Raw genomic sequence first — 12,167 nt, 5'->3', positions numbered from 1 at the left:
ATTTTTTAGCAGTGCCAACCGCCATTCACTCCGATAATTTGTCCAGTTATGTAAGACGCTCCTGGTGATACGAGGAATGAAACTGTTTTCGCTACTTCTTCTGGTAATCCTATTCTACCTAATGGTATATCTTCAGCAATTCCCATTTTATCTTCTTCAGAAAAAACACTTAACATTTCCGTTTCAATTGCTCCTGGTGCTACTGCATTCACACGTAATCCACTTAAAGAAACTTCTTTCGCTAAAGCTTTCACATATGAATTTTGTGCCCCTTTTACCATTGAATAAAGCACTTCACAAGAAGCCCCTATTTGTCCCCATATAGATGAAACAATTACAATATTACCACTTCTTCTCCCGATCATAGGCGGAAGTGCCATAGAAAGTAATTTATATACGTTCTTCACTTGAAGTTCTACCATATAATCCAATTCATCGTTTGTTACATCTGTTACTAGTCCAAAAATACTCTTCCCAGCTGCGTATACAATAACATCAATAGGATGTTCAATTTGTCCCCACAATTGCTCTGCTCCATCACTAGAAGCTAAATTCGCTTGAACAGGGATAACTTCTCCCCATGCCTTCTGCAATTCCAATACCTTTTCTTCATTGTTATTGTAATGAACATAAACTGTATATCCATCTTGAATTAATTGTTTCGAAATAGTAGAGCCAATTCCTCCGCTCCCTCCAGTTACTAACGCATACTTTTTCATAAAGTCCCTCTCTTATCTCTACAAGTTCAATTTTCACATAACTAAATAATACCCTCATCTTACAATTTTTCAATGATAAGATGAGGGTATCTTTTTAATTTTATTTTTTCGGTAACACCTGACAAATACTCATTTTGTCTTCTGATAACAATAATTTCGCTACTTCTTGTAAGTCTTGAACGGTTAGTCCTTCTAATACAGTCAATGCGTCAAACAGGCTAGATTCATTAAACGCGTATCGTGTAAATTGATTTGCAATATATTCTGGTGAATTCAACGAGCGTAAAAAACCACCAATTTTCTTTTTCTTCACTCGTTCTAATGCCGCCGCATCTAATTGATCATAATCTGTTTTTAATAAAATATCTTTTAAACGATTTGCCAATTCATCAGGTTGTTTCGTATCACCGCCAACCATTGCAAAACCGAAGTTATTTTCTTCTGTATAGTCATACGAGAATGAATCATCAATAAGCCCTTCATTATATAAAGTTTCGTAATGAACAGAACTTTTTCCAAATAAATAATCTAAGAGTAACGTAAGCGCAATTTCTTGTTTTAAAAGCGCTTGCCCCTTTTCCTTTAAATTAGTCGCTTTAATACCAACTAAACATTTCGGTGTTTGCACAGGCATTGAAATAATTTTTTTCTTTTCATTTACCTCATTTGGTTCTTTTTCAAATGAACGCACAATTTCTGGCTGGTTTTTATAATCTTTTTTCGCTTGATTTTCACGTACTAAATCCATTGTTTTCTCTGGATCAATTGCACCCACAACAAATAATAACATATTGCTCGGATGATAAAATGTTTCATAACATTCATACAATAAATCTTTCGTAATTTTACTAATAGATTCGATTGTCCCTGCAATATCAATTTTAATTGGGTGTTTTACAAACAAGCTATCAATTAACCCGAAGTACAAACGCCAATCTGGGTTATCTTGATACATTTGAATTTCTTGCCCAATTATCCCCTTCTCTTTTTCAACCGTTTTTTCAGAGAAATAAGGCTCTTGCACGAAGTTTAGCAATGTATTTAAATTTTGTTCTACGTTTGAAGTACATGAAAAAAGGTAAGCTGTTCGTGTAAAGGATGTAAAAGCATTTGCCGATGCTCCTTGTTTACTAAACAATTGGAAAGCATCGTGATCTTCTTTTTCAAATAATTTATGCTCAAGAAAATGTGCAATTCCATCAGGCACACGAATCATTTCTTCTTTCCCTAATGGTACAAATGTATTATCTACAGAACCATATTTCGTCGTAAACGTCGCAAATGTTTTATTAAATCCTTGTTTCGGTAAAACATATACATCTAATCCATTAGGAAGTTTTTCATAATAGAGTGTTTCTTTTAATTGCTCATAAACAATTTTCTCCATTTACTCTCCCTCCGTTCCTTGTAAAAAGTAAATTGTATCTAGTTCAATATTTTTAGCAACTTTTACAATTTCTTCTTTCGTCACACTTTCTATACCTGTAAGCCATTCTTCAACTGGACGTGTACGATCTGAAATAATACCATGATATAGCATTTCTACAAAGCCACGTGGTGTATCAATTGCCTCTAATATTTGATTTTGGATGACACTTTTTGTTTGATGTATTTCTTCTTCAGAAAACTCTCCGTTTTGCATCGCAAGCATTTGTTCTTTAATAATCTCAACTGCTTTTTCATAATTTTTCGCTTCGATTCCTGACATAACAAATAATAAACCTTTATGACTTTCAAAGCGCGATGCTGCATAGTACGCTAAACTATTTTTTTCACGCACATTTACGAATAACTTCGAATGAGAAAAGCCACCAAACAATCCATTGAACAATTGCAATGCAAAATAATCTTCATCTTTATATGTGACAAATGTACGATAACCGATGTGTAATTTACTTTGTTTTAATTCTTGTTTTTCAACAACTTCTTTTTCTTCATTGTTTCGTCTATGAAGGAGTACATTTCTTTCTCTCACTGGACGAGTTGAAATAGAAAAATACTTACTTACAAGATCAACGGCGTTTTCTGAAATATCACCAATAATATATAGATCCATTTCATCTTCCGCTAACACCTTTTGATAATACTGATACAAACTTTCATTTGTAATAGACATAACACTCTCTTTTTTTCCATTTGCACTTAAACGATACGGTTCTACTTTGCACATTTCTTCAATTAAACGCTCGTTTGCATAACGCATTTTATCATCATAAGTAGCTTCAATTCTCTGTAACAGTGCTCTTTTTTCACTTTCTACGATAGAAGATAGGAAACCGTTCCCCTCCGTTGCTGGATGTAACACAATATCTGACAACATAGAAAGCGCTTTTTCAAATAACGGTGGTGCATCATGTAAATAAACTTCATTTGCAATGTCTACATAAATGGAGATAATATGGTCTTCCCCTTTTTTACTTACATCTACCGCTAAAGAAGATCCGTATAATTCTTCTAAATATTGACGAAGACGAATTACAGAAGGTAATTTTTCTGTCGCACTTTGCAATACGTATGGCAATAGGGCACGCTCTGTCACCGTCTCCTCATTTAAAGGCGCTTTAAAACGAAATACAAAGGTATTCGTTTTATATTTATCAGTCGGAATAATATGTACGCGCAAACCACCTAACTCATGTAGTTGTTGTTCCATTAGTTTCATTTATAGCCCTCCTTTACGTATATAGGAATATTCCTCTTCAATATACAGTTTTTAGAAATAAAAAATCAACTTTTCTCCCTTATTATGCTTACATATGATTCTTTCTAAAAACTTTAATATGTAAGGAACATAGTAAAATTCCGTATTAAATATATTCTATGTAAAAAAGCCCACACTAATGTGCGAGCTTTTTTATACTTATAAAATACTTATCGTTTTCCTTTTTCATAAGGAGCTCCTAATGCTTTAGGAGCTTCAGAACGACCTACAAAACCGACAAGCGCTAATATTGTGAATACATATGGTAATATCGTTAATAAAACACTTGGAATTTGGTCTAATACAGGGATTGTTCCGCCCGTTACACTTAAAGATTGCGCAAAACCAAAGAATAGAGCTGCACCTAGTGCGCCTAGTGGATTCCACTTTCCAAAAATCATAGCAGCTAAAGCTAAGAAACCTTGTCCTGTAATAGTTGCCCCTGAGAAGTTATTAGAAATTGACATTGCAAAAATCGCTCCACCAATTCCAGCAAACACTCCTGAAATACAGACTCCAATATAGCGCATTTTATATACGTTAATCCCCATCGTATCCGCTGCCATTGGGTGTTCACCAACAGCACGTAGACGAAGACCGAACGGTGTTTTATAAATAACATACCAAACAACGAATGCTAAAATAATGGCAATATATGACGTTATTGGTACGTTCGAGAAAAATATTTTCCCTAAAACCGGAATATCCGAAAGGCCTGGAATATCAATCTTTTCAATACGATACTGAATAAAGTCAGTCTGCCCTTTATCAAAAATCTTCTTAATTGCAAATACTGTTAAACCAAGAGATAAGAAGTTAATGGCTACACCACTTACAACTTGATCTGCTCGGAATGTAATAGAAGCTACCGCATGAAGTAATGCAAATAATCCACTACCAATTGCCGCAAATAGTAACGCAATCCACGGAGTCATCGTTCCCCAAGTATCACCCATTAATAAGTTTGTAACGACTCCAATAAATGCACCAAATAGCATTAGTCCTTCTAATCCGATATTTACAACACCCGATCGTTCACTAAATACACCACCTAGTGCCGTGAAAATGATAGGTGCCGATGTATATAACGTACCCGTCACAAGAATGGCTAATATATCTAAAAAGCTCATTTATTTCCCCTCCTTGCTCATGCGTGTAAGCGCCCATCTTAACACATAACTACATGCAACAAAGAAGATGATACATGCAATAATTACATTAATAAGCTCTGACGGTACATCTGCCTCAAAGTTCATTTGAGGGGAAGCACTTTTCAAACCACCAAATAATAAAGCTGAAAGGATTATACCAAACGGATTATTCCCTCCAAGTAATGCTACGGCAATCCCATCAAATCCTACTCCTGTAAACGAAGACATCGCTGTCATACTCTGGAATGTCCCTAATCCTTCCATCGCTCCACCAATCCCCGCAAATGCACCAGCAATTGTCATGGAGAATACTACATTACGAGAAACTTTCATACCTGCATATTGAGAAGCATGCTGATTAAATCCTACTGACTTTAATTCGTAACCTAAAGTTGTTCGATCTAATAAGAACCACATTAAAATAGCGATTAAAATTGCTACAATAATTCCCCAGTGTAGACGTGAACCATCAGTAATAGAAGCAAGCCAGTCTGAAGATAGTGACGCACTCTCTTTAATATCATACGTTTTGTCATTACCCGCATGTAAGAAACGCTTAATGATGTCATACGTTACATACAACGCGATATAGTTCATCATAATAGTTACAATAACTTCATTCACTTGAAACTTCCCTTTTAAATATCCCGGAATGAAGCCCCAAATTCCGCCCACCAATGCTGCAAATAAAATAGATAATGGAATATGAAGGAAAGCTGGTAGTGAGACTGCATAACCGAACCAAACCGCTGCAAGCCAACCAACTAACAATTGACCCTCTACCCCGATATTAAATAAACCTGTACGAAATGCAAACGCCACCGATAAGCCAGCAAGAATAAGCGGTATCATTGTACGAAGCGTTTCACCAATCGCACTTGCGCTGCCGAACATTCCTGTCCAAAGTGCACTATAACCAACAATTGGATCATAGCCACTAACTAGCATTACAATCGCTCCTACAAGTAAGCCGAAAATAACGGATAGTACTGGGACTAAAATATTTATCGTTCGTTCTGTTAAAAGCTTTTTAGCCATTTGTACCCACCTGCTCCTTCTTTGTTCCTCCAGCCATTAACAATCCAAGCTGTTGTTCATTCGTTTCTTTCGCATCAACTATTGCTACAATTTCCCCTTCATAAATAACAGCAATTCGATCGCTAACATTTAAGATTTCATCTAACTCTAATGATAAAAGTAATACACCTTTTCCTTTATCCCTTTGCTCTATTAATCTCTTATGAATAAATTCAATTGCTCCTACATCTAAACCACGTGTTGGCTGTGCCGCAATTAATAAATCTGGATTTCGGTCTACTTCACGTGCAATAATTGCTTTTTGTTGATTCCCCCCAGATAGAGCGCGTGCTAACGTTTGCTCACTAGGTGTACGCACATCAAACTGTTCAATAAGAGCCTTTGCTTTTTCTGTAATTTTGCTGAAATTTAAAATCCCTTTCTTTGAAAATGGATTTTTATAATACGTTTGCAGAACTATATTATCTCTAACAGAAAAATCAAGAACGAGTCCGTGTTTATGACGATCTTCTGGAATATGACCAATTCCTTCTTCTGTTATTCTTCTAACAGGCCAATTTGTTATTTCTTTTCCTTTAATTGCAATAGAACCTGACTCAACTTTTCGTAAACCAGTAATTGCTTCTATTAATTCACTTTGTCCGTTTCCATCAATCCCTGCAATCCCAACAATTTCCCCCGCACGAACAGTTAAGTCAAGGCCTTTTACAGCAGGTAGTTGACGTGCATCGTGAACAACAAGGTTTGCAATTGAAAGTACCTCTTCTTTTGGCTTCGCGTCTATTTTTTCTGTTTTAAAATTCACTTGACGTCCGACCATTAATTCTGCAAGTTTATTTTCATCCGTATTTGCAACGTCAACCGTTCCAATCCCTTTTCCTTTACGAATAATCGTACAACGATCGCAAACTTCCATAATTTCTTTCAACTTATGTGTAATAAGAACAATAGATTTTCCTTCTTGCACAAGCTTTTTCATAATTTGAATTAGCTCATGAATTTCTTGCGGTGTTAACACAGCTGTTGGTTCATCAAATATTAAAATTTCTGCACCGCGGTAAAGAGTTTTCAAAATCTCAACACGCTGCTGCATACCAACTGAAATATCCTGTATTTTCGCATATGGATCTACAGATAAACCGTATTGTTCAGACAGTTTTTGAATTTCTTTAGCAGCTTCCTCAACAGCAATTTTCCCTTTTTTCTTCGGTTCATTTCCGAGAATAATATTCTCTGTAACTGTAAAATTATGAACAAGCATAAAGTGTTGATGGACCATTCCAATACCAAGGTCATTTGCTATATTCGGATTTGTGATTTTTACAGGTTTACCTTTAATTTTAATTTCACCCTGCTCTGGTTGGTACAAACCAAATAGTACATTCATTAATGTGGATTTCCCTGCACCATTTTCTCCAAGTAAAGCATGTATCTCACCCTGCTTTACTTGCAGCGTAATATCATCATTCGCTACAATGCCTGGGAATACTTTCGTAATGTTATTCATCTCAATTACGTATTCCATTGTGTTCCTCCTTTTAACAGGGAACATTCCCTATTACACTATTAACTTATTAAGCAATTCGGAAGTTTTATACATACAAAGGTTAGTTCTATGAACTAACCTTTGCTATTTCTCTATTTATTTTTTTAGAGAAGCTTCGTATTCTTTATACTCTTTATCTGTAGCTGGCACTTTAATTTCACCGGCTGTAATTTTCTTTTCAAGCTCTTCTACTTTTGTTAAAATTTCAGGGTTAACTTTTTTCACGTTATCAGTTGTTTTTGAAATACCAATACCGTCATCTTTTAAGCCAAACTCTTCAATTTTTCCACCTTTTAAATTCCCATCTTTTGCTTCTTTAGCTACTTTTTCTACTGCTACATCAACACGTTTAATCATTGAAGTTAATGTTACATTTTCAGGCATACCTTCTTGATGTTGGTCACGGTCAACACCGATTACCCAAACATTTTCACCTTTTTTCTTACGGTTTTTCGCTTCTGTGAACACACCGTTACCTGTACCACCAGCAGCATGATAAATTACGTCTACGCCTTGACCATACATTGCTGAAGCAAGAACTGTACCTTTTTCAGGCTTATCGAATGCTTCTGCATATTCAGATACGATTTCAATGTTTGGATTTACTGCCTTTGCACCAGCTTTAAATCCATTTTCAAATTTACTAATTAAATCACTTTTCATTCCACCAACAAATCCTACTTTATTCGATTTTGTTGACATAGCTGCTACCGCACCTACAAGGAATGATCCTTCATGATCTTTAAACGTAATGCTCGTTACGTTCGGTGCATCTACAACAGTATCTACGATTGCAAATTGTTGTTTTGAAGATTCTTTTGCTACTTCTTTAATTGCACCTTCTAATTTATAACCAATTCCGAATGTTAAATCATATTTATCTTTTGAGAATTTTTTTAAATTCGGAATATAATCAGCTTCTTTTTCAGACTGAAGGTAACGATAATTTGTCTTTTCTTTTAAACCATTATCTTTACCAAACTTTTGTAACCCTTCCCAAGAAGATTGGTTAAATGACTTATCATCAACGCCCCCAACATCCGTTACAAGACCAACCTTGAAATCTTTATTGTCTTTCGTGTCTTTCTTGTCACTGCTCGCCTTATCCGAGTTACCACATGCACCTAAAACTGTACTTGCTGCTAAAGTTAATGATAATAAAAGGCCTGCTTTTTTCTTCATACTAGAAACCCCTCCAAAAATGATATATATTTATTTATTCTTACGCTGCTGTTCCTTACTTCTTGCTGTCACCTCCCTAAAAAGGAATTTACCTACATACGCTTTCTTAATACGTGGAAGCTAAATTTATCAGCTCTAAAGTAATTGATAGAATATAAGATTGGCTCATCATTTTGATCATAGTGCATTTGTTTTAATACAAGCAGTGCTGTTTCAGGCTCACATTCTAAAATTGGTGAGATTTTAGGGTGATAGCCAATTGGCTCAATGTGAGCAACCGCATATGTTATGCGCTTATGCGTGTTATTATGTATCACCGTTAATAATGATTCCTCATTGTAACCCGATAAGTCTGGCAATATTTCTTTTGCAAGTTTATCGATACAATACACAACAGGTTCCCCATCTGCTGTACGCACGCGTTCAATCATCACTGCATTAAAACCATCTTCACTATTAAACTTCTCTTTTTCCTCTTCTGTTAAAGTTGTAGTAGATGATGATAAAAAGATTGTTCCTGGTGTTTTCCCCACACTAGAAATCATATCTGTAATACTAGAAAGTTGTTCTATTCCAGAAGAAAATAATGGCTTTGCATTTACAAATGTCCCTACACCATGTCTACGAATGACAACATTTTCTTCTTCTAAAATACGCAACGCTTCCCTTAAAGTCGCTCTACTTACGCCAAGTTCTTTCGCTAAATCAAACTCTGATGGTAACTTTTGTCGTTCTTTATAAGCGCCATCTTTAATTTTTTCTTTGATGTGATCAATCACCCGTAGATATAGGTGACGACTATCAGATTTTACTGACATAAGACTCCCCCGCATTTCAATTATTCGACCTCTGATGTAAGACTTCTTTTCTCTTTTTTCAACTTACAACATAGTACAAATGACTAAACACCAAAATAAGTGTAATTGTCGAATAAATAATAATAATTTTTTAAAATAAAATTTTCACTCTTTATTGCATAAAAAAAACTTTGCACCATAAACATTCCTCATTTCGAGAAAAAGTTCGGCACAAAGATCCTTTACATCCTTTGTTACACACTTTTCCCCTCATAGTCTAGCAATTCATGGTTGCCAGGTAGAAACTTATGGACCTTATCTCCAAGATTATATGAGGCAGTGATTCTTTTCGAAGTAATCTTACCACTTGCTCTCATACGTGTCAACAAAATCTAACATTTTTCTGCATTAAATATCGAACATTTACATAAAACATACTAAAAGTATTCGTATTCTAAAGGGCACCCCTAAATGTAAGCCCTTTCTTTATCGCTGAGTATAGTATATAACAAAAACACTATATAAAAAAGCCTAATTGTAAAAACAATTAGGCTTTTTTTAAGAACTTTTTTCTTGTACATCATTAATGAGTACTTCCCTCGGTTTACTCCCTTCATACGGACCTACTACACCATTCATTTCCATTGCATCAATTAGGCGAGCAGCTCGCGTATAACCTACTCTAAACCTACGTTGTAACATAGAAACAGATGCTGTTTGCATTTCCACTACAAGTTGAACCGCTTCATCATATAATTCATCTTCTACTTCCTGCTTCGTATCAGGAACATCTTGCGGAATCATATCTTCTTGATATTGTGCTTTTTGCTGTCCAATAACATATTCTACAACTCTCTCAACTTCATCATCTGATAGAAATGCGCCTTGTACACGTACAGGTTTCGATGCACCAATTGGTATAAACAGCATGTCTCCACGACCTAGTAGCTTCTCTGCACCACCACCGTCAAGAATTGTACGAGAATCTGTTTGAGAAGATACAGCGAATGCAATACGTGATGGAATATTTGCTTTAATAACACCCGTAATAACGTCAACTGACGGACGTTGCGTTGCAATAATTAAATGAATACCAGCAGCACGAGCCATTTGCGCTAGACGCATAATCGCATCCTCTACATCAGACGAAGCAACCATCATTAAATCTGCTAACTCGTCCACAATTACTACAATATAAGGTAATTCGGGTTGTTTCGCTTCTGATTGACTATTATGCTCTTTTATATAATCGTTGTATCCTTCAATGTTACGTGTACCACTATGAGCAAACAATTCATAACGACGTTCCATTTCACTCACAACTTTTTTCAATGCTTGCGATGCTTTTTTCGGATCAGTTACAACTGGCGTTAACAAATGAGGCACACCGTTATATACATTTAGCTCTACCATTTTCGGGTCAATCATCATTAATTTTACTTCATGTGGTTTTGCACGCATTAAAATACTAACAATAATACCGTTAATACATACACTTTTCCCGCTACCTGTCGCACCAGCTACGAGTAAATGAGGCATTTTATTTAGACGGGCTAATACAGCTTCACCTGTAATATCTCGGCCAAGACCAATTAACAACTTCTCTTCCGGATGATTATTAGCCTTAGAGTCAAGAACTTCCCTCAGCGTTACCATCGAAACCTCTGAGTTTGGAACTTCGATCCCTACAGCTGATTTCCCGGGAATTGGCGCTTCAATACGAATGTCCTTTGCAGCTAAAGCAAGGGCTAAATCATCACTTAAACTGACAATTTTGCTTACCTTTACCCCCATATCAGGATACACTTCATATTTTGTAACTGCAGGACCTCTATGCACTTTTGTTACTTTCGCTTTCACTCCAAAACTTTGGAATGTACGTTCTAATTTACGAGCATTCTCATAAATTTCCGCATTTTCATTTGTAACTTGCTTATTCTTTGGAAATTTTAATATATCAAGTGAAGGAAGCTTATAATCTTTATTTTCTACATTTGAAAATTGCATAGGAGGTGCTTGCGCTTCACTCTCTAACGATTCAACAATTTTTTCTCCACGCTTTTTCTTTGGTTCTTCAATTGGCGGAGTCTCTTCAATAAACGGTGAAGTGATCAACTCTTCTTGCTCTACTTCGATTCGTTTATCCTCTTCTTCATTTACAGGATAATTCTCAGTGAAATTCGAAATAATCGGAGGATCAATTGAGATTTCTTCCATCGGCTCAATAATTTCTTCTTGTTCTGCAGCACGTTTGCTTCTTGTGCTTCTTGTTGTTTTTTTCTTTTCTGTTTGTTCAGCCGTTCTTTTGGCTCTCCAATCTTTATAATCCCCTTGCATCACTTGAAACTGACTTCTAAGAATTCTACCAACTGGAGCTAACACTTCTCCAATATGCTTATTTGTTATACAAAGTATACCGAGAATAACTAGAATAATACCAATGATATAAGCTCCTACTTCGTCAAATAAGAAGTAACATGTTGCGAACATAAGCGCACCAAACATACCACCACCTAAATGAACGCTATCTGGCCCCTTTTTCATTTCAAGAAAGAAGTTATCTTTCGTACTCACAATAACAGAAGTATTTTGCACTGCTCCATCTTTTGTAAGAAGGTTAAATAATGTAATATGACTAAACATTAATATCGCCAATACAATTAAATAAAATCCAATTAATCGTTTATTTAAAAGGTTCGGCCATCCGCGTTTTATAACAAAGGAAACCGATAAAGCTATTACACCTAACACACCAATTATGTACCACTCACCAAAGAAGAAGCGAAAAAATAACACAAACGATTTCCCTACAACGCCTAGCTGTAAAATCGTAATGATTGAAAGTGCAAAAAGAGTTAAACCGACGATTTCATAATACAAAGTTGGCTTTATCGTACGTCTTGCCTTTGCCTTCGTCCCTCTTTGCTTTTGTTTTGCCATTTCTTCACCTCGTGTTCTACATATAAGTAAAGCTCCCTTCAAAATGCTCTATTTATATGTCTGTTTTCTCTATTTTTCAGGTCTTTATATCTT

The 12,167-nt window shown here is 35.7% G+C and carries 9 protein-coding genes and 1 riboswitch; all 9 genes read right to left on the bottom strand.

Annotated features, from left to right (window positions below):
- Positions 1-5: 5 nt before the first annotated feature.
- Positions 6-719: an elongation factor P 5-aminopentanone reductase gene (gene ymfI / locus ACZDYH_RS04480; protein ID WP_006928385.1), complete on the bottom strand. Its 714-nt coding sequence runs from the start codon at positions 717-719 to the stop codon at positions 6-8.
- A gap of 100 nt (positions 720-819) precedes the next feature.
- Positions 820-2,106, bottom strand: coding sequence for an EF-P 5-aminopentanol modification-associated protein YfmH (gene yfmH, locus ACZDYH_RS04475; RefSeq protein WP_016123272.1), 1,287 nt, complete (start codon positions 2,104-2,106; stop codon positions 820-822).
- The gene (yfmF, locus tag ACZDYH_RS04470; protein ID WP_000772418.1) at positions 2,107-3,381 is read right to left on the bottom strand and encodes an EF-P 5-aminopentanol modification-associated protein YfmF; all 1,275 of its coding nucleotides are present in this window, start codon (positions 3,379-3,381) and stop codon (positions 2,107-2,109) included.
- A gap of 209 nt (positions 3,382-3,590) precedes the next feature.
- Complete coding sequence (locus ACZDYH_RS04465) at positions 3,591-4,550, bottom strand: ABC transporter permease (RefSeq protein WP_474885768.1); 960 nt, start codon at positions 4,548-4,550, stop codon at positions 3,591-3,593.
- Complete coding sequence (locus ACZDYH_RS04460; protein ID WP_001085254.1) at positions 4,551-5,609, bottom strand: ABC transporter permease; 1,059 nt, start codon at positions 5,607-5,609, stop codon at positions 4,551-4,553.
- A complete protein-coding gene (locus ACZDYH_RS04455; protein ID WP_000456914.1) occupies positions 5,602-7,134 on the bottom strand; it encodes an ABC transporter ATP-binding protein in 1,533 nt (510 codons plus the stop codon). The genes ACZDYH_RS04460 and ACZDYH_RS04455 overlap by 8 nt, the downstream gene beginning before the upstream one ends.
- Positions 7,135-7,251: 117 nt before the next feature.
- Positions 7,252-8,337 carry a BMP family lipoprotein gene (locus ACZDYH_RS04450; protein ID WP_000725771.1) on the bottom strand — a complete coding sequence of 362 codons (1,086 nt, stop codon included), beginning with the start codon at positions 8,335-8,337 and terminating at the stop codon, positions 7,252-7,254.
- Between the two features lie 92 nt (positions 8,338-8,429).
- Complete coding sequence (locus ACZDYH_RS04445) at positions 8,430-9,155, bottom strand: GntR family transcriptional regulator (RefSeq protein ID WP_000114182.1); 726 nt, start codon at positions 9,153-9,155, stop codon at positions 8,430-8,432.
- Positions 9,156-9,387: 232 nt separating this feature from the next.
- Positions 9,388-9,489: riboswitch (purine riboswitch) on the bottom strand.
- 203 nt (positions 9,490-9,692) lie between these two features.
- On the bottom strand, positions 9,693-12,074 hold the full coding sequence (locus ACZDYH_RS04440; protein ID WP_001118782.1) for a DNA translocase FtsK: 2,382 nt from the start codon (positions 12,072-12,074) through the stop codon (positions 9,693-9,695).
- Between the last annotated feature and the right edge of the window lie 93 nt (positions 12,075-12,167).

The sequence above is a fragment of the Bacillus sp. EB V-12 genome, from assembly GCF_056158125.1.
This window is presented reverse-complemented; position numbering and strand designations above follow the sequence as displayed.

What these genes read in the sequence shown, in the direction of transcription:
- ymfI (WP_006928385.1), bottom strand. Translation starts at nt 719, where the DNA reads ATGAAAAAGTATGCGTTAGTAACTGGAGGGAGCGGAGGAATTGGCTCT.
- yfmH (WP_016123272.1), bottom strand. Translation starts at nt 2,106, where the DNA reads ATGGAGAAAATTGTTTATGAGCAATTAAAAGAAACACTCTATTATGAA.
- yfmF (WP_000772418.1), bottom strand. Translation starts at nt 3,381, where the DNA reads ATGAAACTAATGGAACAACAACTACATGAGTTAGGTGGTTTGCGCGTA.
- ACZDYH_RS04465 (WP_474885768.1), bottom strand. Translation starts at nt 4,550, where the DNA reads ATGAGCTTTTTAGATATATTAGCCATTCTTGTGACGGGTACGTTATAT.
- ACZDYH_RS04460 (WP_001085254.1), bottom strand. Translation starts at nt 5,609, where the DNA reads ATGGCTAAAAAGCTTTTAACAGAACGAACGATAAATATTTTAGTCCCA.
- ACZDYH_RS04455 (WP_000456914.1), bottom strand. Translation starts at nt 7,134, where the DNA reads ATGGAATACGTAATTGAGATGAATAACATTACGAAAGTATTCCCAGGC.
- ACZDYH_RS04450 (WP_000725771.1), bottom strand. Translation starts at nt 8,337, where the DNA reads ATGAAGAAAAAAGCAGGCCTTTTATTATCATTAACTTTAGCAGCAAGT.
- ACZDYH_RS04445 (WP_000114182.1), bottom strand. Translation starts at nt 9,155, where the DNA reads ATGTCAGTAAAATCTGATAGTCGTCACCTATATCTACGGGTGATTGAT.
- ACZDYH_RS04440 (WP_001118782.1), bottom strand. Translation starts at nt 12,074, where the DNA reads ATGGCAAAACAAAAGCAAAGAGGGACGAAGGCAAAGGCAAGACGTACG.